The following is a 17,544-nucleotide window of genomic DNA, read 5'->3' as shown; positions in this document are numbered from 1 at the left end:
TCGACCTTGCCTGGCTGCTCATGGTCGCCGAACAGAAGACTCCCGGAGATCCCCAGGTCACCGACTGGGGAGCCCTCGTCGCCGCGGTCAGCCGGCACGATGCGGAGATCTTCGGCGTCCCCGTCTACGACAGTCCACACGCCCGCGCCGCCGCGCTGCTCCAGCTCCTGCTGCACATCCCCGCACTTGAACGCTCCAACGCGATGTTCGCCACGGCCGTCGCATACGCCTATCTGGTCGCCAGCGGCCTGAAGGTCGTCACCTCACCCGAGCAGGTCCGCGACCTGGCCCGCCTGGTCAAGACAGGCGAGGCAACGGTGCAGGAGATCACGCAGGAGCTGCGCCGGTGGAGTCTCGATCCGTGAGCAGTCCAGGGTCCGGCACGTCCCTTAGCGGACTCGTCGGAGTCCGGGTGCGTCATCGCGCGCCTAAGGAGGCCGTAGGCCTCCTAGGGGCGCGGGGAACTGCGCGACCAGCCACAACGAACCCGCACTTTCAAACGGCCTAACCCGCGGAGCGAGCCGTGCCGAGCACGCAGTACGAGCTCGGCATGCGCAGCCCCTTCTCGGGCACCAACAGCCGCCGGTACGGACCCAGTTCGTACCCCGCGTCCCGTAGCGCACCGAGGACGTCCCGGCTCACATGGCAGCCGCCGAACAGCGGCGGCCACACGGTACGGTCCAGGGCACGCTGGGTGACGCCCATCGCCGCGCCGCCGCCCTTGCCGTGCTCGAAGAACCGCAGCTCGCCGCCGGGACGCAGGACGCGGCGGATCTCGGCCAGGGCCCTCGGCACATCTCGTACGCTGCACAGCACCAGCGACAGGACCGCCGCGTCGAACGCCTCGCTCTTGACCGGCAGCCCCTCCGCGACGCCCGGCACCACGTCGACGGGCACTTCGGAGCGCAGGGCCGCGGTCACCGCCAACTGCCGCAGGCTGCGCTCGGGTTCGATGGCGACGACCTCCGAGACGGTGCTCGGATAGTGGGCGAAGTTCAGTCCGTTGCCGGCGCCGATCTCGATGACCCGGCCGGAGAGCCCGGCGAGCAGTTCGTCGCGGTGCGGGCCGATGGCGGGCTCGGAGGCGACACTGATTTTGGCGTAGAAGCGGGCGAACACCGGGTGGTGCACGGGTGCCGGGGCCATCCGGCCGGACTTGGTGGTCCGGGAACCGCGTGGTCGCATGGAGACCTCCCCTGGGCGACTTGCGCTACGGCGATTGTCCCCCCGTACGCGCCCACTGACCCCTCGGTGAGTCGCGATGCGGCGCCCCGTGTCGGCCCGCCCCGCGCCTACTCCGCCGCCTGCCTCACAGCGAACGCGTCCGCATCCCACGTCCCGCCCAGCGGCCGGGCCAGCCAACTCGGTGCGGCAGCACGGAAGTCGGCGGGTCGCAGCCGCCCCGCCCCTTCGGGAACCGCCCCCAGCAGCGAAGCCCCCGCCACCACCGGGAGATCGGCGACGTTGCAGCGCGAGGCGAGGTCCGGGTCGTTCGGCCAGCTGCCCACGACGATGCCGAGCAGATCGAGCTGCCGGGCGGCCAGTTCGCGGGCGGTGAGTTCCGTCGTGTTGAGGGTGCCGAGGCCGGCGGAGGCCACCACCAGCACAGGTGCGTCCAGCAGGCGGGCCACGTCCGCCAGCGTGTCGCCCGCGTCGTCGAAACGTACGAGCAGCCCGCCCGCCCCTTCCACCAGCACGACCTCGTGTTCGGCGGCCAGCTTGCCCGCCGCCTCCGCCACTTCGCGCGCCCGCACCGGCGGGAGGCCCGCTCTTCGGGCAGCCGTCGCGGGCGCCAACGGCTCGGGATAACGGGCGAGCTCGAGCGCGGTCACCGGGCCCGCGAGCCGGGCCACCTCATCGGCGTCGCCGCGCTCGTCCGGCCGTACGCCCGTCTGCGCGGGCTTGAGCACGGCAACGGACCGCCCGGCGGCGACGGCAGCCGCCGCGACGGCCGCGGTCGTGACCGTCTTGCCGACCTCCGTGCCCGTCCCCGTGATCACCAGTACCGGCATGTCACCTCCCGCGCATCTCCCCGCTCACGCTCCCTGCTCACCCTTCCCGCGCCGCCGCGCACACCGCGCGCGCGATCCGCGCCACGTCCGCGTCGCCCGTCACGTACGGGGGCATCGTGTAGACGAGGTCGCGGAACGGGCGCAGCCACACGCCCTCGCGCACCGCCGCCCGCGTCGCCGCCGCCATGTCGACGGCGTGATCCAACTGCACGACACCGATGGCACCGAGCACGCGTACGTCCCGCACCCCGGGCAGCTCCGAAGCCGGTGCCAGCCCCTCCCGCAGCCCCGTCTCGATGCGCTTGATCTCCGTCCGCCAGTCCTGGCCGAGGAGCAGGTCGATGGAGGCGCAGGCCACCGCGGCGGCAAGCGGATTGCCCATGAAGGTAGGGCCATGGGCGAGCACCGGGACCTCGCCGCGGGAGATTCCCTCGGCGACCCGTGACGTACACAGTGTCGCCGCCATCGTCATATAGCCGCCGGTCAGAGCCTTGCCCACGCACATCACGTCCGGCGTCACACCCGCATGGTCCGCCGCGAACAGCGCACCCGTACGCCCGAACCCGGTCGCGATCTCGTCGAGCACGAGCAGCACGCCGTGTGCGTCGCACGCCTCGCGCAGCACCCGCAGATACCCGGGGGAGTGGAACCGCATCCCGCCCGCGCCCTGCACCACCGGCTCCACGATCACCGCGGCCAGTTCGTCGGCGTGGCGCTCGATCAGCGAGCGCAGCTGATCGGCGTACGACTCCTCGTACGCAACCGGAGGCGGATCCGCGAACACCTGCCGGGGCAGCACCCCCTGCCACAGCTCGTGCATCCCGCCCTCGGGATCGCACACCGACATCGGCTGCCAGGTGTCGCCGTGATAGCCGCCGCGCCAGGTCAGCAGGCGCTGCTTGGCCGGTCGGCCGAGCGAACGCCAGTACTGCAGGCACATCTTGACCGCCACCTCGACCGAGACCGAACCGGAGTCGGCGAGGAAGACATGCTCCAACCCCTCGGGTGACATATCGACCAGACGTTTTGCCAGCCGCACGGCGGGCTCGTGCGTGAGCCCGCCGAACATGACGTGGCTCATCCGCCCGAGCTGCTCGCGCACCGCGTCGTTGAGTACCGGGTGGTTGTAGCCGTGGATGGCGGACCACCAGGACGACATGCCGTCCACCAGCTCGCCCGGCTCACCGGCGATCGTCAGCCGTACCCCGCTCGCCGACTCCACGACGAGCGGTTCCTGACGGCCGGGCATCGGACCGTACGGATGCCATACGTGGCGTCGGTCGAGCTCGAGCAGCTCACTCACGGGCAGGTCAGGCATTGGGTGCGAGATCCGTTCCGGCACCACGGCGGCGTACCGCGACCAGATCCGTACGCGCCTCGGGGATCGCGTCCGAATCGGCGGAACCGCAGACGCCCCCCGAGCCGCACGCACCAGCCCCCCGGTGCTCCGGCAGCGTCACCTCGTCCGTGCCCTCCACCTCGAAGCCGGCGTCCGCGATCATGTCCAGGTCCGCCTTGCCCGCCTGGCCCTCGCTCGTGAGGTAGTCGCCGAGGAAGATCGAGTTGGCGAGGTGCAGCGCGAGCGGCTGCATCGTACGGAGATGGACCTCACGGCCGCCCGCGATGCGCACCTCCACGTCCGGGCAGACGAAGCGGACCATCGCGAGGATGCGCAGACAGCGCTGCGGGGTGAGATTCCACTCCTTGGCGAGCGGGGTGCCCTCGAAGGGGATCAGGAAGTTCACCGGGACCGAGTCCGGGTCCAGCTCACGCAGCGCGTAGACGACGTCGACCAGGTCCTCGTCGCTCTCGCCCATGCCCGCGATCAGGCCGGAGCAGGCGGACAGGCCCGCCGCGTGCGCCTTGTGGACCGTGTCCACGCGGTCCGCGTACGTATGGGTGGTCGTGATGTCCCCGTACGTCCCCTCGGACGTGTTGAGGTTGTGGTTGTAGGCGTCCGCACCCGCCGCGCGCAGCCGCTCGGCCTGGCCGTCGGAGAGGAGGCCGAGGCAGGCGCACACCTCGACCCCCTCGTTCTGGTCCTTGATCGCCTTGATGGTGTCCGAGACCCGGTCGACGTCACGGTCCGTCGGCCCCCGCCCGCTCGCCACCAGACAGACCCGCTTGGCGCCGCCCGCGAGCCCGGCAGCCGCCGCCTCGGAGGCCTGGCCGGGCTTCAGCCAGGTGTACTTGAGGATCTCCGCCTTGGAGCCGAGGCGTTGGGAGCAGTACGAGCAGTCCTCGGGGCACAGGCCCGACTTGAGGTTGACCAGATAGTTGAGTTTCACCCTTCGGCCGAACCACTGCCGCCTTACCTTGCCGGCCGCGGCCACCACATCGAGGAGTTCGTCGTCGGAGGTGGCCAGCACGGCCAGTGCCTCTTCGCGGGTCGGCAGCTCGCGCCGAAGCCCCTTGTCCACCAGCGTGTTCAGCAGGTCCATGGGGTCAGATCCTGGCCTATGCGAGGGGGCGGGGCCAAGGAGAGTTCGTACAAGACAGCCCGTTCGAGGTGTGGTTTTTTCCACATCATGGGTGGCGGGCCGGGCGGCTAGGGTCTGTGCACTGCCTACAAAGCACCGTCTGCAGGACGCACCCTCAAGCAAGACCCTCAAGGCCCGGAGGACACATGGCGGGATCGCCGTTCGCGTGGATCGACGAACAGGCGCGTACGCGGCGCCGGGCCGGACTCGTCCGCACCCTGCGCCCACGCCCTGCTCAGTCCCCGCTGCTCGATCTCGCGAGCAACGACTACCTGGGCCTGGCCCGGCACCCCGAGATCACCGAGGCAGCCGCGCATGCCGCACAGGTGTGGGGAGGCGGCGCCACCGGCTCCCGGCTGGTCACCGGCTCCACGGAGCTGCACGCCGAACTCGAGCGTGAGCTGGCCGAGTTCTGCGGCTTCGAGTCCGCGCTCGTCTTCTCCTCGGGTTATGCCGCCAACCTCGCCGCCGTCACCGCGCTGGCGCCGCACGGCTCTCTCGTCGTGTCGGACGCGGGCAACCATGCCTCGCTGATCGACGGTTGCCGTCTCGCGCGGGGCACCACGCAGGTCGTCGCGCACGCCGACCCCGACGCCGTACGCAAGGTGCTGGGCACGCACTCCGCACCCGCCGTCGTCGTGTCCGACACGGTCTTCTCGGTGGACGGCGACGCGGCTCCGCTCGCTGAACTCGCGGATGCATGCCGGGAGTTCGGCGCCGGTCTGGTCGTCGACGACGCACACGGGCTCGGCGTGCTCGGTGACGGCGGCCGGGGCGCACCGCATGCGACAGGACTCGCGGGGGCGGCGGACGTCGTCACGACGGTCACCCTGTCGAAGTCGTTCGGCAGCCAGGGCGGCGCCGTCCTCGGCCCGGCCCACGTGATCGACCACCTGGTCAACGCGGCCCGCACCTTCATCTTCGACACCGGTCTGGCCCCGGCCGCCGCGGGCGCCGCCCTCGCGGCCCTGCGGCTGCTGCGCCGGGAACCGGAACGGGCGGCACGCGCGCGTGCCGTGGCGATGCAGCTCCACACCCGGCTGACGGCCGAAGGCCTTGAAGCGGTACGCCCGGACGCCGCCGTCGTCTCCGTGCGCGCATCCTCGCCGGAGCAGGCCGTGCGCTGGGCGGCGGACTGCCGCGAGGCGGGACTGGCCGTCGGCTGCTTCCGTCCCCCGTCGGTGCCGGACGGAATCTCACGGCTGCGGCTCACCGCCCGCGCGGACCTCACCGACGGGCAACTCGACCATGCCGTACGGGTGATCAGCGCAGCGCGTCGATAAAGCCCTCCCAGGCCGAGGGCGCGAAGAGCAGCGCGGGACCCGAAGTGTTCTTCGAGTCGCGCACCGCGAGAAGTCCGGCACACGGGCCGGAGGCCGGACAGGCCGTCTCGACGCAGTTGTTCATTCCTGTGCTGCGGCTGCTGCGCTGCCACCGCACACCGTGCAGACGGGTGCTGGAAGGTACGGACCGAGGCAGGGGGGTGGACATGGTGCCTCCTTACTCGCCGTCAGCCAGACCGGCGATGAAATCCAACGAGTCCTCGGGAGAAAGGGCGTGGATCTGAAGGGAGTTGAAGGCCTCGGTGTAGGCCTGAACGTCCTCTTCCCTTTCGAGATAGAGGCTACTCGTCAAGTGGTCGAGAACAACCACATCCAGATCAGAAGTGGTCGAAAATGAAAAGATAACGAAAGGCCCGGTCACCCCGACATGGGCCCCAACTCCGAACGGCAGCACCTGAATCCGCACGTGAGGCAGTCGGGCAGCGTCCCGCAGACGCCTCAACTGCCGTGCCATCACCTCCGGTCCGCCGACCGACCGCCGCAGCACTCCCTCGTCCAGGACCGCGCTCAGCCGCAGCGGCGTTTCCGAGCGCAGCACCTCCTGGCGGGCGAGGCGCACCTCCACCAGCGCGTCGACCTTGCCGTCCGGCAGCCCGTCCAGGGCGGCCCGCGTCACCTCACGGGCGTACTCCGGTGTCTGCAACAGCCCGGGAACCACGGAGTTCTCCAGCGTGCGCATCGCGCCGGCCTGCGACTCCAGGCTGATGAAGTCGCGGTACGTGGGCGGCAGCAGACCCCGGTAGGCATTCCACCAGCGGTGCCGGCCGTCGCCGTAGGCGCCCGCGAGCACGACGAGCAACTCGAGCAGTTCCGGGTCCCGGACGTCGTACGCGTCGAGGAGTCGCCGTATGTCCGCCGCTTTGACCCCGCTGCGGCCGGTCTCGATCCTGCTCACCTTCGACTGGTGCCAGCCGACGCGCCGGGCGGCCTCGCCGCTCGTGAGACCCGCGCGGGTGCGCAGGGCGCGCAGCTCGGCGCCGAGTTTGCGGCGGCGTACTGCGGGACCGTGTTGCATGGTCGTCTCCTTCCGACCGTCGCGCCGACGCTATAGCGTCGGGGGTCGCGGCGACGGCAGAAGACGACCCGGTCACCCGTCCGAATGACCACCCTGGGCGCGACCCAAATACGGTCGGTCGTCGGAGAGTTCACCGCTTCGAGCGACAGATATATGCATATCTTGGTGGATCGGCACCGAGACCGGCCCGGTAGTGGCAGTCTGGCGCGCAGCACCAGTCCGGGACCGTACTCGAACCTCCGCTCCGTGTCGGACTCCGGTCCCGTGGGAAAGGGACGACGTCGCCATGGCAGACCACCTGGAAGCATCCGTCACTCTGCCGAGCGATCCCGCCTCGGTCTCCGCCGCCCGCACCTACGTCGCCAACGTCCTTGCCGAATGGGGCCTTCCGTCCGACACGGATGTCGCCGACACCGTCCGTCTCATCGTCTCCGAGCTCGCCACCAACTCCGTGCAGCACACCCTCGGCCAGTCACCGACCTTCACGGTGGACCTCACGCTCGACCGTGACGAGCAACTGCTCATCGGCGTGACCGACAGCCATCCACGCTTCCCGAAGAGACTCCCTGCGGCCGTCCAGCAGGACAACGGCCGAGGGATGGTGATCATCCGCTTCCTCACGGCCGAGTGCGGGGGGAAGCTGACGGTCCGGCCCACTCGTGAGGGCGGCAAGACGGTTTCGATCACGCTGCCCTGGACGACTCCGGTTCAGCCGGTCTCTGCCGACTGAGGGGCTGCGGGGACTGCGGGTTGTCGGCTGCGGACCCTCAAGGGCGCTGACCGTCAGGTCCGTTGGGACGCGCGGCCGAAAGCGCCGCGGAGCAGCGCGCGGAAGGCGTCAGCCGCGGGTGCCTGCTCGTCGGTGCGGTAGGCGACCGAGACCGTCCTGCGCAGGTCGCCCGGCTCCAGGAGGCGCATGCTCACCGGAGTGGCGGCGGTTCTGGCGACCATCTCCGGGACCACCGCGATGCCGAGGCCCGCGCTGACCAGGGCGCCCACCAGGGCGTAGCCGGGAGTCGCGACGAGGACCGAGGGTGTGGCGCCCGCGCGGGCGAGCGCGGCCTCCACGCCCTGTCGGGGTGGGTGGTCCGGGGCCATGCTGATCAGCTGCCGGCCGGCAAGACCGGTCAGCGGCAGCCGCGACGAGCCGCTGGTCAGGGCGTGCCCGGGGGCGGTCACGAGCACCAGCTCCTCGACCAGGACCGGCTCCGCGGACACCGCGGCGGGCAGCGGGACGGGGGCCGCGGGCTCGTAGCCGTGCGTCAGCGCCAGATCCACCTGGCCCGCGGCCACCGCGGCGATGCCGGCCGGCGGCTCGTAGTCCGCCACGGTCAGCTCCACATCAGGATGGGCTCGGCGGAACGCGCTCAGCACCGGCGGCAGCAGATGGATCCCGGCCGTCTGGAAAGTGCCGAGCCGCAGCCTGCCGCCGGACAGCCCGGTCAGGCGCGCCAGTTCGAGCCGCGCCCGGTCCATCTCGTCCAGCACCCGGCGTGCCCGGGCCACGAGGAGTTCGCCCGCGCCGGTCAGGCGGGCGCCGCGATGGTGGCGTACGAGAAGCGCCGTGCCCGCCTCCCGCTCCAGCTTGGCCAGTTGCTGGGAGAGCGCCGGCGTGGTGTAGCCGAGGCGCTCGGCGGCGCGGGTGATCGAGCCGACCTCGGCGACCGCCACCAGCGCCGCGAGCCGCGTGGGGTCGTACATGCGAGGCTCCCGGCCCAAGTGCGGACTAAAGAATTACTTAAGGCTGGCCCAGGATAATGCACATACCTGCTGAAGGCTTGGAGCGGGCACGCTGGTGCTCATGGATGGACAGCTCATCGCCTTCACCGGGGTCGCCGCAGGCCTGGTCGCCATGCCCGGTGCCGACTTCACCGTCGTGGTCCGCAACGCTTTGGTCTCCCGCCGGGCCGGTATCGCGTGCGCGCTCGGGATCGCGGCGGCGCTGCTCGTCCACACGGCCCTCGCCGTCGTCGGGGTGGCCGCGGTGCTGACGACCGTGCCTCCGCTGTTCCGCGCGCTCCAACTACTGGGTGGTGCCTACGTCCTCTATCTCGGCGTACGGACGCTGCAGTCGGTGCGCGGCAGGCGTACGACGGGGGCCGAGGAGGCGCCGGTCGTGTCCGGGGCCGGAGCCCTGCGGCAGGGCTTCGTCACCAACGCCCTCAACCCAAAGGCGACGATCACCTTCCTCAGCCTGCTGCCGCAGTTCGTACCAGTCGGAAGTCCCGCGATGCCTCGGACGCTGGTCCTCGCGCTGATCGTGGTCGCGCTCGCGCTGATCTGGTTCCCGGCGGTCGCGCTGCTCGTGGACCGGCTCGGCCGGTGGCTGCGCAGGCCGCGTACAGCCCGGGTCATCGAGGCCGTCACCGGAACCGCTCTTACGGTGCTGGGACTGGGACTCGTTCTCGAAACGGTGCTCGCCTGAGCCGGAGAGCCCGGCCGGCAGGGCTCAGGAATCGTCCGGGCTCCTGCTGCCGGCCCGTTTCATCAAGAGCGGCACGAGCCCCCACAGGCCGAAGCAGATCACCATGGTGGCCGCGCCGGCCAGAATCCCTTCGAGACGGCCCGCCGTCACATCGACGACGAGCAGGACCGAGCCGGTGAGCGCGAACGCCAGCACACCCATCCCGATCTGGGCGAGGTGCGAGGAGACCGCCACGATCTGCGGCTTGGCGCCCTGCTGGAACAGCCGGCGGTGCAGGGCGGCCGGTGCCGTGAGGAGCACGGAGGACAGCACCGCGAGCAGCAGCGTCGTGATGTACGTGGCGCGCTGCACCGAGTCGAGGTCCGGGAAGCGCGGGGTGAACGCGAGGCTCAGCAGGAATGCGAAGAGGATCTGTACGCCCGTCTGGGTGACCCTCAACTCCTGGAGCAGTTCGATGAAGTTGCGGTCGGCGCGCTCGAGCGGTGTCTCGCGCCGCTCCATCCGTTGGGCGTACGGACGCTCGTCGCCCGGACGTCGCTCGTCGGGCTCTCGGTCGCTGGGCGGTTGCTGGGCCATGGATCCATGAGTATCCCGTCAGCCGCCCGAATCACGCCCCGTGGGGTGGCGGCGATGACCGCCGCCACCCCACGCGCGTCACCTGACCCGGCCGTACCAGACGCTCTTCGTCCAGATCTTCTGCAGCTTCACCACGTCCCCGGTCTTCGGGGAGTGCCAGATCCGTCCCTTCCCGGCGTAGATGCCGACGTGGTACACGTTCCGGCCCGAGTGGAAGAACACCAGATCTCCCTGCTTGCGGCTCGAAGCCGAGATGTGGCGCGTTTTGTTGTACTGCTGCGCGGCCGTACGGGGCAGCTTCTTCCCCGCCTTCTTGAACGAGTAGAGCGTGAGCCCGGAGCAGTCGAAGCGCCTGGGCCCCGTGGCTCCCCACTTGTACGGGGACCCCTTTTTGGAGGCCGCTACCTGAAGTGCCTTCTTCGCTGGGGTTACTGCTTCGGCGTCGGATGTGAGACCGGGGGCAACAACGCTGCCGCCGACAACGGCGACGGTGAGAGCCGAGGCGGTACCGGCCCTGGTCAACAGCGACGGGACACGATTGAGCGCAGACATGCGCAACCCTTCGTCAGCCGCCTGTGAAGGATGACCTGTCGGATTCGGGCTGGCGAAGTTGCCCGGCCGCGGTGTGCGGCTTCACCCCAAGGACCACTCGGAAGTCTCCGGCGGCCCGTCGTGCTTGGGTCCTCCACTCCTGCCGATCCACTTCTGTCGACCCGTCATCCGGGCGGCGGCAGGACTCGGCGTCCGCCCGGACCGCCCCGCCGCTGTGGCGGGGGCTTGTCGTCGGAAGGGATCTTGACGCACGAATGTCGGAAAGTCCGAGCGGAATCGGCGGTTTGTGGGCTTACTCACCACTCACCCGTTCGGGTGGACAGGCCTGTTGTCGAACGAGCGTCGAGGGGGTCGAGGACCCTCGTACCAGCACCGGAATGTCTGATTCCGGTGTTTGAGTACGCGCGCTGCGCAAGTTGCGGGGGCCTTTGAACGTACCTCCGTCTACTCCTTTCAGGGGTACGTCATTTGGTCCGTTTCACATCTTGCCCGGACGCCCCCTCAGTCGCCTGCGGAGCCCCCGGGCCGCTCGGTGGGCGTCAGATGTCGGAGGTCTCCGGCGGCAAGGTGACGCGGGCCGCCCGGCGCTCACCGTCGAGGACCCGCAGAGCCCGCGTCAGGGTCGGTGCGTGCAACTCGTGTTCGCCGCGTTGGTGCATCAGGTTCAGCGCATCGCGCAGCGCGGTGGCCTTGGTGACCAGTGCCTGTGCCGCGCGCAGTCCGCCATAGGTGTCGCCGCGGTTCGCCGGATTGATCCGGCCCAGGAGATCGAGCACCTCCAGGTAACGGTCGACCAGTTCACCCTCCGCCCGGGTCAGCGCCGGCAGCGGGGGCAACTCGGGTGGGAGCATCCGCCGTTCACCTCGCGCCGGGGGCGGTGAGCGAGTTCTTGCGGCTCGGAATGATGCGGTCGACCAGCCCGTACTCCAGTGCCTGCGGTGCCTCCAGGATCTTGTCCCGCTCGATGTCCGCGCTGATGCGCTCCTGACTCTGGCCGGTATGCCGGGCGAGCATCTCCTCGAGCATCCTGCGCGTGCGCATCAACTCCTCGGCCTGGATGGCCAGATCGGAGGTCTGGCCCTGCACCGGCTCGGGCAGCGCCGGCTGGTGGATCAGTACGCGTGCGTCCGGCAGTGCGGACCGCTTCCCCGGCGCACCGGCCGCGAGCAGTACCGCGGCGGCGGCCCCCGCCTGCCCCAGGCAGACGGTCTCCACCTCGCAGCTGACGAACCGCATCGTGTCGTAGATCGCGGTCATCGCGCTGAACTGGCCGCCGGGAGAGTTGATGTACAGCGAGATGTCGCGGTCCGGCGACTGGTACTCGAGGTGCATGAACTGCGCCATCACGTCGTTCGCCGACGTGTCGTCGATCGGTGTCCCCAGGAAGACGATCCGCTCCTCCAGCAGCTTCGAGTACGGATCCATGGTCCGCTGCCCCGCGCTGGTGCGTTCGGTGAACTCGGGCAGGACGTAGCGGGCGGACGGTCGGGTCATGACACACGCCTCCTCCGTGTGAGGTCCTGTAAAAAATGTACAGGACGTACATGCCGTTATGATGGGGAGCATGGCCTACGAGATTCCGGTGACGCAAGCCAGGGCTGAGCTCGCCGACCTGATCAACAAAGTGGTGTACGGCGGTGAGCGCGTCGTCGTGACGCGGCACGGAAAGCCCCTCGTCGCCCTTGTCTCCGCCGCTGACCTGGAACGACTCGAAGAACTTCAAGACCCGGCCGAGGAGCAGGTGATCAGCGCCGTCTCCAGCGTCCGCGAGGTCGCGTCCGCTCCCCGCGAACGGCAGCGCTTCGGTATCGCGGCGGAGCACCGGGGGCCCAACGCTTCGTAGGGCGCTCCTGTGGGCGGGACGCCTGCGGATGCAAAAGACCGTGCGCCCCCGTCCGCTACAGCGGGGACGCACGGTCGCTCTGTTGTCGTGGTGGTCAGCCGGCCCGGGCAGGTTCCCGCTCGGCGACGACCTGCTCGGCAGGTGCCTTGCGCCGCTGGAGCGCGCTGCCCAGGATGACCGCGCCAAGGCCGAGCGCTGCCCACCAGGTGAGGGTGAGCGCGGGACCGGCCGCGGCGGCTCCGTCGAAGAACGAGACCGAGCGGAGCAGTGAGGCGCCCGCCCCCGGCGGCAGCCACTGACCGATCACGCCGACCGGCTGGGGCAGCATCTCGGGTGCCGAGCCGGCGCCGGAGAACGGGTTGCCGAGCAGCATCATGACGAACGCGCCGAGCCCGACGCCCGGCGTGCCGAACAGGGCCGCGAGCCCCGCGACGGCGGCGCTCACCGCCAGCGTCGACAGCCCGAGAGCGCCCGCCTCGGCCCACCAGTTCCCGGTGAGCACGCCGAGCCAGCTGCCCGCGATCGCGGCGGCCACCGCGCCGACCAGGACAGCCGCGCCGACCAGTGCACCGGCCGCACGCCAGCCACGCAGCCCCAGCAGCGTCACGGCGGCTCCCGCACCGATGCCGGCCAGTGCCATCGGCAGCACGCTCGACGTCAGGGCCGCGCCGCGCGGATCACCGGCGGGGGCCGGCACCACATCGACGGTCTGCACCTGGGCGCCACCCGCCTGCTGGGTCACCGCCTGCTGGAGCAGCTGGGCGACGACCGGACTCGCGGCCGAGGCGGTGAGCAGCTTCGGCCCCTGCTCGGTGGCGACGACCGCCCCGTATACGGTCCGGTCCTCGATCGCGTCCCGGGCGGCGCTCTCGTCGGCGTACCGGTGGATCTCGAAGGCGCCCTCGCGCGCCTCGAGCTTCTGCTCCACCTGGGCCGTCGCGGTGGCGGGACCCGCCACGCCGAGCGGCAGGTCGTGCGGCGCGGTGCGGGCCGCGGGCCAGGCGAACGCCCACAGTGCGAGGGCGACCAGGACGGGGACCAGCAGGACGACGGCGACCATACGGCGGCCGTGGGGTGGCGAAGGTGCTGTCGGCGGCGGTGGGGTGGTGGTCCTGGTGGCGGTAGCGGAGGTGGCGGACATGGGTTTCCTCTCCGATCGAGGTCTAGGCTCAAAAAGAAGGATCGTTCGTTTTAGGTACGTTGCCACCATCCAGCGCACCCTGCGAGCTTGTCAAGAAGGAATGTTCGTTTTACTTTTCTGTCCATGGCCCGCGTAACTCAGGAACACCTCGACGCCCGTCGCCGTCAGATCCTCGACGGTGCGGCCCTCTGCTTCGCCCGCAACGGCTTCCACGCCACGTCCATGCAGGACGTGCTGAAGGAAGTGGACCTCTCGGCGGGTGCCGTCTACCGCTACTTCAGCGGCAAGGACGAGCTGATCAGCGCGATCGTCACCGAGGTGCTGTCGGAGATTCGCGAACACTTCGAGGCCGCAGCCCGGCAGAGCCCGCCCCCGCCGCCCGACGAGCTGGTGGGGCGCGTCATGGGCTCAGTCCTCGGGGGGAGGTCGGGGATGGTCCACAACGGGGAGTTCGTGTACCCCCGGCTGATCATCCAGGTCTGGACGGAGACCCTGCGCAACGAAGAGCTGTCGGCCGCGATCAACGACGGCTACGGCAGCGTGCGGGCGGCCTGGATGAAGGTCGTCCAGGGCTATCAGGACGCGGGGATGATGAGGGACGACGTACCGGCCGAAAGCGTCGCCCGGACTATGATCGCGACGGCCCAGGGCTTTGTGGCGCAGATGGCGATCTTCGGCGCCGCACCGGTGGAGGTGTTGCAGGAGGGGCTGCGGGGCCTGATGAGCATGGGGAACCCCGACGCGCGGGCCTGAGCCGGCCGACGGCTGGTTAACGTCGCTGAAACGCCGCCCAATTAGCCTGCGCCTCCACGCCACCTGGGATTTTGCCCGGCGGCTGCGGAAACCGGACCCCGCACGGTCCGGAGCGAGGACTGTGAGGTGGGACGCCGTGCAACTGACCCCGCACGAGCAGGAGAGGCTGCTCATTCATGTGGCCGCCGACGTGGCCGAGAAGCGCCGGGCGCGCGGACTGAAACTGAACCACCCCGAAGCCGTCGCACTCATCACGTCGCACATCCTCGAAGGCGCGAGGGACGGCCGTACCGTGGCCGAACTGATGGCCTCCGGGCGCAAGATCCTCACCCGCGAGGACGTCATGGAGGGCATCCCCGAGATGATCCACGACGTCCAGGTGGAGGCCACCTTCCCGGACGGGACCAAGCTCGTCACCGTCCACGACCCGATCGTCTGACGGGGGAGCGGCCACCATGATTCCCGGAGAGATCCTTTTCGCCGACGGATCCGTCGCCTTCAACGAAGGCCGCGAGGTCACCCGGCTCACCGTCCTCAACGCCGCCGACCGGCCCGTCCAGGTCGGCTCCCACTACCACTTCGCCGAGGCCAACCCCGGTCTGGACTTCGACCGCGCCGCCGCGCGAGGCAAGCGGCTCAACGTCGCCGCCGGCACCGCTGTGCGCTTCGAGCCCGGTATCCCCGTAGACGTCGAACTCGTTCCGCTCACCGGCGCCCGTGTGGTGCCCGGACTGCGCGGTGAGACCGGAGGTGCTCTGGATGGCTGAGCTCTCGCGTGCCGCGTACGCCGATCTGTTCGGCCCGACCACCGGCGACCGGATCCGGCTCGCCGACACCGATCTGCTGATCGAGATCGAGGAGGATCGTTCCGGCGGGCCCGGGCTCGCCGGTGACGAGGCGGTGTTCGGCGGGGGCAAGGTCATCCGCGAGTCCATGGGCCAGTCGCGTGCCACGCGTGCGGAGGGCACGCCGGACACCGTCATCACCGGAGCCGTGATCGTCGACCACTGGGGCATCGTCAAGGCCGACGTCGGCATCCGCGACGGCCGGATCACCGGCATCGGCAAGGCGGGCAACCCGGACACGATGGACGGGGTCCACCCGGACCTCGTCATCGGACCGGAGACCGAGATCATCGCGGGCAACGGCCGCATCCTGACGGCCGGTGCCATCGACGCCCATGTGCACCTGATCTGCCCGCAGATCGCCGACGAGGCGCTCGCCTCCGGCATCACGACCCTCGTCGGCGGCGGCACGGGTCCGGCCGAGGGCTCGAAGGCCACCACCGTCACGCCCGGCCCCTGGCATCTGGCACGGATGCTGGAGGCCATGGAGGAGTACCCGCTCAACTTCGGGCTGCTGGGCAAGGGCAACACCGTCTCGCACGAGGCGATGCTCTCGCAGATCCGGGGCGGCGCGCTGGGTCTGAAGATCCACGAGGACTGGGGCTCCACGCCTGCCGCCATCGATGCCGCGCTGACGGTCGCCGATCAGACGGGTATCCAGGTGGCGATCCACACGGACACCCTGAACGAAGCGGGCTTCGTGGCCGACACGCTCGCCGCGATCGCCGGGCGCGGCATCCACGCGTACCACACGGAGGGCGCGGGCGGTGGCCACGCGCCGGACATCATGACCGTGGTCTCCGAGCCGCACGTCCTGCCCAGCTCCACCAACCCGACCCGGCCCTACACCGTCAACACCGCCGAGGAACACCTCGACATGCTGATGGTGTGCCACCACCTGAACCCCGCCGTGCCCGAGGACCTGGCCTTCGCCGAGTCCCGTATCCGGCCCTCCACCATCGGGGCCGAGGACATCCTGCACGACCTCGGCGCCATCTCGATCATCTCGTCGGACTCCCAGGCCATGGGGCGGGTGGGCGAGGTCATCATGCGGACCTGGCAGACCGCGCATGTGATGAAGGGCCGGCGGGGCGCGCTGCCCGGTGACGGGCGTGCCGACAATCACCGCGTACGTCGCTATGTCGCCAAGTACACGATCAACCCGGCCCTCGCGCAGGGGCTCGCCCGCGAGGTCGGCTCCGTCGAGACCGGGAAGCTCGCGGACCTCGTGCTGTGGGAGCCCGCCTTCTTCGGGGTCAAGCCGCAGCTCATCATCAAGGGCGGGCAGATCGCGTACGCGCAGATGGGCGACGCCAACGCGTCCATTCCGACGCCGCAGCCGATTCTGCCCCGGCCGATGTACGGGGCGATCGGGCGGGCTCCGGCTTCCAACTCCTTCAACTTCGTGGCGCCGCTCGCGGTAGAGGACGGGCTGCCGGAGCGCCTCGGGCTCGGGAAGCGGTTCGTGGCGATCGAGTCGACGCGGGCGGTGACCAAGGCGGACATGCGAGAGAACGATGCGCGGCCTCAGGTGCGGGTCGATCCGGACAGCTTCGCCGTGCACATCGACGGGGAACTGGTCGAGGCCACGCCCGCTGCTGAACTGCCCATGGCTCAGCGGTACTTCCTCTTCTAAGGACGCGTCACCATGTCCCGAGCCGCGCTTCTCGTCCTGGCCGATGGCCGCTTTCCCGCCGGTGGGCACGCGCACTCCGGCGGGGCCGAGGCGGCCGTCAAGGCCGGGCGGATCACTGGGGCGGAGAGTCTTGAGGAGTTCTGCCGTGGCAGGTTGCACACGGCGGGGCTTGTGTCCGCCTCGCTGGCCGCGGCGGGGGCGCTGGGACTTGATCCCCTGGCACTCGACGCCGCGGCGGACGCCCGTACGCCGTCGGCCGCGCTGCGGGTTGCTGCGCGGAAGCTCGGGCGGCAGCTGATGCGGGCGGCGCGGGCGACGTGGCCGTCTCCCGAACTCGACGCCGTGGCACGGGCGTTCCCCAAGGGGGCCCATCAGCCGGTCGTCCTCGGGGTGGCTGCTCGGGCCGCGGGGCTTGGGGCGGTGGACGCCGCGTACTGCTCCGCGTACGAGAGTGTCAGTGGGGCGGCTTCCGCGACGGTGCGGTTGCTGAGTCTGGATCCCTTTGACGCCACGGGGGTGTTGGCTCGGCTGGCTCCGGACCTCGACCGTGTCGCGGGCCGGGCGGCCGAAGCGGCTCGGTGTGCCGTGGAGGAGGGCGTCGACGCGCTGCCTGCGGCTTCCGCGCCGCTGCTGGAGATCAGTGCGGAGGTGCATGCCGCGTGGGCGGTTCGTCTGTTCGCGTCGTAGGAGGGGTTTCGCCCCGGACCCACGGTCCTAAAACGCCGGACGGGCTGAACTCAGCCCGTCCGGCGTTTGAGGACGAGGCCGCCGGGCCGATGGGGGTCTGGGGGCGCAGCCCCCAGCGGGGTCCGGGGCCGGCCCCGGGACGGGACGGGTAGGTGCGGCGGGGCGAAACAACCCCCGGCACCACCCGGCGGCAGCGCACCAACCACCGACCGACACGAAAGCCACAGGAGCAACCC

General features: G+C 70.4%; 22 protein-coding genes and 1 riboswitch. Of the genes, 10 read left to right on the top strand and 12 right to left on the bottom strand.

Features of this window, described 5'->3' with window-relative positions:
- The first annotated feature begins 20 nt into the window (after positions 1 to 20).
- Positions 21 to 365: a fic family toxin-antitoxin system, toxin component gene (locus ACGFNK_RS24825; RefSeq protein WP_393419420.1), complete on the top strand. Its 345-nt coding sequence runs from the start codon at positions 21 to 23 to the stop codon at positions 363 to 365.
- Positions 366 to 504: 139 nt separating this feature from the next.
- On the opposite strand, the gene ACGFNK_RS24820 is transcribed toward ACGFNK_RS24825, so the two are convergent.
- The 4 genes from ACGFNK_RS24820 to bioB all read right to left on the bottom strand — a co-directional run bounded on the left by ACGFNK_RS24820 (position 505) and on the right by bioB (position 4,453).
- The gene (locus tag ACGFNK_RS24820; RefSeq protein WP_393419275.1) at positions 505 to 1,185 is read right to left on the bottom strand and encodes a class I SAM-dependent methyltransferase; all 681 of its coding nucleotides are present in this window, start codon (positions 1,183 to 1,185) and stop codon (positions 505 to 507) included.
- 107 nt (positions 1,186 to 1,292) lie between these two features.
- The gene (bioD, locus tag ACGFNK_RS24815) at positions 1,293 to 2,012 is read right to left on the bottom strand and encodes a dethiobiotin synthase (protein WP_393419273.1); all 720 of its coding nucleotides are present in this window, start codon (positions 2,010 to 2,012) and stop codon (positions 1,293 to 1,295) included.
- Positions 2,013 to 2,049: 37 nt separating this feature from the next.
- The gene (locus tag ACGFNK_RS24810) at positions 2,050 to 3,330 is read right to left on the bottom strand and encodes an adenosylmethionine--8-amino-7-oxononanoate transaminase (RefSeq protein WP_393419271.1); all 1,281 of its coding nucleotides are present in this window, start codon (positions 3,328 to 3,330) and stop codon (positions 2,050 to 2,052) included.
- Positions 3,323 to 4,453, bottom strand: a complete 1,131-nt coding sequence (gene bioB, locus ACGFNK_RS24805) for a biotin synthase BioB (protein WP_393419269.1) — start codon at positions 4,451 to 4,453, stop codon at positions 3,323 to 3,325. The genes ACGFNK_RS24810 and bioB overlap by 8 nt, the downstream gene beginning before the upstream one ends.
- Before the next feature lie 185 nt (positions 4,454 to 4,638).
- Here bioB and ACGFNK_RS24800 point away from each other — a divergent pair, with 185 nt between their 5' ends.
- Positions 4,639 to 5,775, top strand: coding sequence for an 8-amino-7-oxononanoate synthase (locus ACGFNK_RS24800; RefSeq protein WP_393419267.1), 1,137 nt, complete (start codon positions 4,639 to 4,641; stop codon positions 5,773 to 5,775).
- Here ACGFNK_RS24800 and ACGFNK_RS24795 read toward each other — a convergent pair.
- Entirely contained in the window at positions 5,756 to 5,983 is a 228-nt protein-coding gene (locus tag ACGFNK_RS24795; RefSeq protein ID WP_386343366.1) for a DUF397 domain-containing protein, read from the bottom strand. The genes ACGFNK_RS24800 and ACGFNK_RS24795 overlap by 20 nt on opposite strands.
- A gap of 9 nt (positions 5,984 to 5,992) precedes the next feature.
- Complete coding sequence (locus ACGFNK_RS24790; RefSeq protein WP_393419265.1) at positions 5,993 to 6,850, bottom strand: helix-turn-helix domain-containing protein; 858 nt, start codon at positions 6,848 to 6,850, stop codon at positions 5,993 to 5,995.
- A gap of 286 nt (positions 6,851 to 7,136) precedes the next feature.
- On the opposite strand from ACGFNK_RS24790, the gene ACGFNK_RS24785 reads away from it, so the two are divergent.
- A complete protein-coding gene (locus ACGFNK_RS24785) occupies positions 7,137 to 7,580 on the top strand; it encodes an ATP-binding protein (RefSeq protein WP_393419263.1) in 444 nt (147 codons plus the stop codon).
- Positions 7,581 to 7,633: 53 nt separating this feature from the next.
- Here the strand turns inward: ACGFNK_RS24785 and ACGFNK_RS24780 are convergent, their stop codons facing one another.
- Entirely contained in the window at positions 7,634 to 8,551 is a 918-nt protein-coding gene (locus ACGFNK_RS24780; protein ID WP_393419261.1) for a LysR family transcriptional regulator, read from the bottom strand.
- Positions 8,552 to 8,651: 100 nt separating this feature from the next.
- Here ACGFNK_RS24780 and ACGFNK_RS24775 point away from each other — a divergent pair, with 100 nt between their 5' ends.
- Positions 8,652 to 9,275 (top strand): LysE family translocator, encoded by a 624-nt coding sequence (locus ACGFNK_RS24775; RefSeq protein ID WP_393419259.1) that lies wholly within the window; start codon positions 8,652 to 8,654, stop codon positions 9,273 to 9,275.
- Positions 9,276 to 9,299: 24 nt separating this feature from the next.
- Here the strand turns inward: ACGFNK_RS24775 and ACGFNK_RS24770 are convergent, their stop codons facing one another.
- The 4 genes from ACGFNK_RS24770 to ACGFNK_RS24755 all read right to left on the bottom strand — a co-directional run bounded on the left by ACGFNK_RS24770 (position 9,300) and on the right by ACGFNK_RS24755 (position 11,897).
- A complete protein-coding gene (locus tag ACGFNK_RS24770) occupies positions 9,300 to 9,776 on the bottom strand; it encodes a DUF6328 family protein (protein WP_393419419.1) in 477 nt (158 codons plus the stop codon).
- A gap of 153 nt (positions 9,777 to 9,929) precedes the next feature.
- A complete protein-coding gene (locus ACGFNK_RS24765; protein ID WP_386343358.1) occupies positions 9,930 to 10,403 on the bottom strand; it encodes a C40 family peptidase in 474 nt (157 codons plus the stop codon).
- Between the two features lie 3 nt (positions 10,404 to 10,406).
- Positions 10,407 to 10,594: riboswitch (cyclic di-AMP (ydaO/yuaA leader) on the bottom strand.
- 348 nt (positions 10,595 to 10,942) lie between these two features.
- On the bottom strand, positions 10,943 to 11,254 hold the full coding sequence (locus ACGFNK_RS24760) for a hypothetical protein (protein WP_393419257.1): 312 nt from the start codon (positions 11,252 to 11,254) through the stop codon (positions 10,943 to 10,945).
- Positions 11,255 to 11,261: 7 nt separating this feature from the next.
- Positions 11,262 to 11,897: an ATP-dependent Clp protease proteolytic subunit gene (locus ACGFNK_RS24755; protein WP_393419255.1), complete on the bottom strand. Its 636-nt coding sequence runs from the start codon at positions 11,895 to 11,897 to the stop codon at positions 11,262 to 11,264.
- 70 nt (positions 11,898 to 11,967) lie between these two features.
- On the opposite strand from ACGFNK_RS24755, the gene ACGFNK_RS24750 reads away from it, so the two are divergent.
- Positions 11,968 to 12,246: a type II toxin-antitoxin system Phd/YefM family antitoxin gene (locus ACGFNK_RS24750; protein ID WP_386343300.1), complete on the top strand. Its 279-nt coding sequence runs from the start codon at positions 11,968 to 11,970 to the stop codon at positions 12,244 to 12,246.
- A gap of 94 nt (positions 12,247 to 12,340) precedes the next feature.
- Here ACGFNK_RS24750 and ACGFNK_RS24745 read toward each other — a convergent pair whose 3' ends face one another.
- Positions 12,341 to 13,306 (bottom strand): ABC transporter permease, encoded by a 966-nt coding sequence (locus tag ACGFNK_RS24745; RefSeq protein ID WP_393419417.1) that lies wholly within the window; start codon positions 13,304 to 13,306, stop codon positions 12,341 to 12,343.
- 204 nt (positions 13,307 to 13,510) lie between these two features.
- Between ACGFNK_RS24745 and ACGFNK_RS24740 the strand changes: the two genes are divergently transcribed.
- The 5 genes from ACGFNK_RS24740 to ACGFNK_RS24720 all read left to right on the top strand — a co-directional run bounded on the left by ACGFNK_RS24740 (position 13,511) and on the right by ACGFNK_RS24720 (position 17,308).
- Positions 13,511 to 14,140, top strand: coding sequence for a TetR/AcrR family transcriptional regulator (locus ACGFNK_RS24740; RefSeq protein WP_393419253.1), 630 nt, complete (start codon positions 13,511 to 13,513; stop codon positions 14,138 to 14,140).
- A gap of 136 nt (positions 14,141 to 14,276) precedes the next feature.
- Positions 14,277 to 14,579, top strand: coding sequence for an urease subunit gamma (locus ACGFNK_RS24735; protein ID WP_055614092.1), 303 nt, complete (start codon positions 14,277 to 14,279; stop codon positions 14,577 to 14,579).
- 16 nt (positions 14,580 to 14,595) lie between these two features.
- Entirely contained in the window at positions 14,596 to 14,907 is a 312-nt protein-coding gene (locus tag ACGFNK_RS24730) for an urease subunit beta (RefSeq protein ID WP_393419250.1), read from the top strand.
- A complete protein-coding gene (locus ACGFNK_RS24725; protein WP_386343296.1) occupies positions 14,900 to 16,621 on the top strand; it encodes an urease subunit alpha in 1,722 nt (573 codons plus the stop codon). The genes ACGFNK_RS24730 and ACGFNK_RS24725 overlap by 8 nt, the downstream gene beginning before the upstream one ends.
- Before the next feature lie 12 nt (positions 16,622 to 16,633).
- The gene (locus tag ACGFNK_RS24720) at positions 16,634 to 17,308 is read left to right on the top strand and encodes an urease accessory protein UreF (RefSeq protein WP_393419248.1); all 675 of its coding nucleotides are present in this window, start codon (positions 16,634 to 16,636) and stop codon (positions 17,306 to 17,308) included.
- The last annotated feature ends 236 nt before the right edge of the window (positions 17,309 to 17,544 follow it).

Source organism: Streptomyces sp. NPDC048825, assembly GCF_043198355.1.
GTDB lineage: Bacteria > Actinomycetota > Actinomycetes > Streptomycetales > Streptomycetaceae > Streptomyces > Streptomyces xiangluensis.
Note: the sequence above shows the minus strand (reverse complement) of the source record. Positions and strands in the feature narration are given on the sequence as shown.

What these genes read in the sequence shown, in the direction of transcription:
- ACGFNK_RS24825 (WP_393419420.1), top strand. Translation starts at nt 21, where the DNA reads ATGGTCGCCGAACAGAAGACTCCCGGAGATCCCCAGGTCACCGACTGG.
- ACGFNK_RS24820 (WP_393419275.1), bottom strand. Translation starts at nt 1,185, where the DNA reads ATGCGACCACGCGGTTCCCGGACCACCAAGTCCGGCCGGATGGCCCCG.
- bioD (WP_393419273.1), bottom strand. Translation starts at nt 2,012, where the DNA reads ATGCCGGTACTGGTGATCACGGGGACGGGCACGGAGGTCGGCAAGACG.
- ACGFNK_RS24810 (WP_393419271.1), bottom strand. Translation starts at nt 3,330, where the DNA reads ATGCCTGACCTGCCCGTGAGTGAGCTGCTCGAGCTCGACCGACGCCAC.
- bioB (WP_393419269.1), bottom strand. Translation starts at nt 4,453, where the DNA reads ATGGACCTGCTGAACACGCTGGTGGACAAGGGGCTTCGGCGCGAGCTG.
- ACGFNK_RS24800 (WP_393419267.1), top strand. Translation starts at nt 4,639, where the DNA reads ATGGCGGGATCGCCGTTCGCGTGGATCGACGAACAGGCGCGTACGCGG.
- ACGFNK_RS24795 (WP_386343366.1), bottom strand. Translation starts at nt 5,983, where the DNA reads ATGTCCACCCCCCTGCCTCGGTCCGTACCTTCCAGCACCCGTCTGCAC.
- ACGFNK_RS24790 (WP_393419265.1), bottom strand. Translation starts at nt 6,850, where the DNA reads ATGCAACACGGTCCCGCAGTACGCCGCCGCAAACTCGGCGCCGAGCTG.
- ACGFNK_RS24785 (WP_393419263.1), top strand. Translation starts at nt 7,137, where the DNA reads ATGGCAGACCACCTGGAAGCATCCGTCACTCTGCCGAGCGATCCCGCC.
- ACGFNK_RS24780 (WP_393419261.1), bottom strand. Translation starts at nt 8,551, where the DNA reads ATGTACGACCCCACGCGGCTCGCGGCGCTGGTGGCGGTCGCCGAGGTC.
- ACGFNK_RS24775 (WP_393419259.1), top strand. Translation starts at nt 8,652, where the DNA reads ATGGATGGACAGCTCATCGCCTTCACCGGGGTCGCCGCAGGCCTGGTC.
- ACGFNK_RS24770 (WP_393419419.1), bottom strand. Translation starts at nt 9,776, where the DNA reads ATGGAGCGGCGCGAGACACCGCTCGAGCGCGCCGACCGCAACTTCATC.
- ACGFNK_RS24765 (WP_386343358.1), bottom strand. Translation starts at nt 10,403, where the DNA reads ATGTCTGCGCTCAATCGTGTCCCGTCGCTGTTGACCAGGGCCGGTACC.
- ACGFNK_RS24760 (WP_393419257.1), bottom strand. Translation starts at nt 11,254, where the DNA reads ATGCTCCCACCCGAGTTGCCCCCGCTGCCGGCGCTGACCCGGGCGGAG.
- ACGFNK_RS24755 (WP_393419255.1), bottom strand. Translation starts at nt 11,897, where the DNA reads ATGACCCGACCGTCCGCCCGCTACGTCCTGCCCGAGTTCACCGAACGC.
- ACGFNK_RS24750 (WP_386343300.1), top strand. Translation starts at nt 11,968, where the DNA reads ATGGCCTACGAGATTCCGGTGACGCAAGCCAGGGCTGAGCTCGCCGAC.
- ACGFNK_RS24745 (WP_393419417.1), bottom strand. Translation starts at nt 13,306, where the DNA reads ATGGTCGCCGTCGTCCTGCTGGTCCCCGTCCTGGTCGCCCTCGCACTG.
- ACGFNK_RS24740 (WP_393419253.1), top strand. Translation starts at nt 13,511, where the DNA reads ATGGCCCGCGTAACTCAGGAACACCTCGACGCCCGTCGCCGTCAGATC.
- ACGFNK_RS24730 (WP_393419250.1), top strand. Translation starts at nt 14,596, where the DNA reads ATGATTCCCGGAGAGATCCTTTTCGCCGACGGATCCGTCGCCTTCAAC.
- ACGFNK_RS24725 (WP_386343296.1), top strand. Translation starts at nt 14,900, where the DNA reads ATGGCTGAGCTCTCGCGTGCCGCGTACGCCGATCTGTTCGGCCCGACC.
- ACGFNK_RS24720 (WP_393419248.1), top strand. Translation starts at nt 16,634, where the DNA reads ATGTCCCGAGCCGCGCTTCTCGTCCTGGCCGATGGCCGCTTTCCCGCC.